The sequence below is a fragment of the Bradyrhizobium erythrophlei genome, from assembly GCF_042430365.1.
In the GTDB taxonomy this organism is placed as follows: domain Bacteria; phylum Pseudomonadota; class Alphaproteobacteria; order Rhizobiales; family Xanthobacteraceae; genus Bradyrhizobium; species Bradyrhizobium erythrophlei.
Genome location: NZ_JBHMET010000084.1, coordinates 1 through 1,232 on the forward strand (window position 1 = coordinate 1; position 1,232 = coordinate 1,232).

The following is a 1,232-nucleotide window of genomic DNA, read 5'->3' on the forward strand; positions in this document are numbered from 1 at the left end:
GCTTTCCTGACCTCGGCGGTCTGTTCCTTCAGCGCCGCGATCAGGCCGGGCCGGTCGAACTTGGCGACATAGTCGTGGAAGCCGGCCTGGCGGCCGCGCTCGATCGCCGCCGGCGACACCATCGCCGACAGCGCGATGATCGGCAGCTGGTTGAGGTTGTGGTCGGACCGGATGTTCTCGGCGAACTCGAAGCCGTTCATCTCGGGCATCTCGATGTCGGTCAGCACGACGTCGAAGCTCTGCCCCGAGCGCAGCGCCGCCAGCCCCTCCTGCGCGCCTCCCGCGGTCCGGACCTTGTAGCCGGCGGCCTTCAGCACCGGCGCCAGCATGTTGCGGAAGAAGGCACTGTCATCGACCAGGAGCACCGACTGCGCGGTCGCCGACGGCCGCATCTCCTTGCGCGAGAACCAGTCGGCAAACGCCATCGGCAGGAAGTGGCCGACGTCGATCACCTCGGTGGCCTGGCCCTTGATCACGGCCGAGCCGAGGATGCCCTCCTGGCTGCCGGCGACCTCGATGTTGAGCCGCTCCTCGACGATGTCGATGATCTCGTCGACCACGAGCCCCATCGAGCGGCCGTCGTCGGCGAACACCAGGATCGGCTGCGCCCCCTGGGGCTGCACCGTGACGCCTTCCATCTGCACCAGCGGCATCAGCTGCTCGCGGTACTGCACCATGTAGCGGCCGTTACTGAGCTCGATCTTGTCGGTGGCGATCTCCTCCAGCCGGGTGACGAGGCCGAGCGGCACCGCCTTGGGCTGGCTGGTGCCGGCGCGGAACACCAACAGCGAGGTCAGCTGCTCGCCGCTCGAGGCGTGCGCGGCGGCGCTGTCCTCGGCCATCTCATGCGCCGCGGCGCCGGAGGCGCCCAACGCTTTGGCGATGCCGTTGGGATCGATGATCATGATCACGGCGCCATCGCCCAGAATGGTGTTGCCGGAGAACATGTCGATGTGGCGCAGCTTGGTCGACATCGGCTTGACCACGATCTCCTCGGTGTGGAACACGCCGTCGACCACGATGCCGAAGGTCTGGCTGCCGACTTGCGTGACCACGATGAAGCCGTTCTCGGGATCCGAGGTCGCGCCGTCGTCGATCTTGAGGAGCTTCTTCAGATGGATCAGCGGCAGCAGCTTGTTGCGCAGCCTTAAGACCGCGGTGTCCTTGATCCGCTCGATGCGGTGCTCGGAGTTGGCGCGGGCGCGCACCAGCTCGACGACCGAGAGCTGCGG

General features: G+C 67.0%; 1 protein-coding gene. It reads right to left on the reverse strand.

All coding sequences use genetic code 11. From position 1 onward, the window contains the following. Window positions 1-1,232 (reverse strand): ATP-binding response regulator (locus ACFFWD_RS15705; protein ID WP_376966615.1); only part of this gene is annotated, 1,232 nt, incomplete at both ends.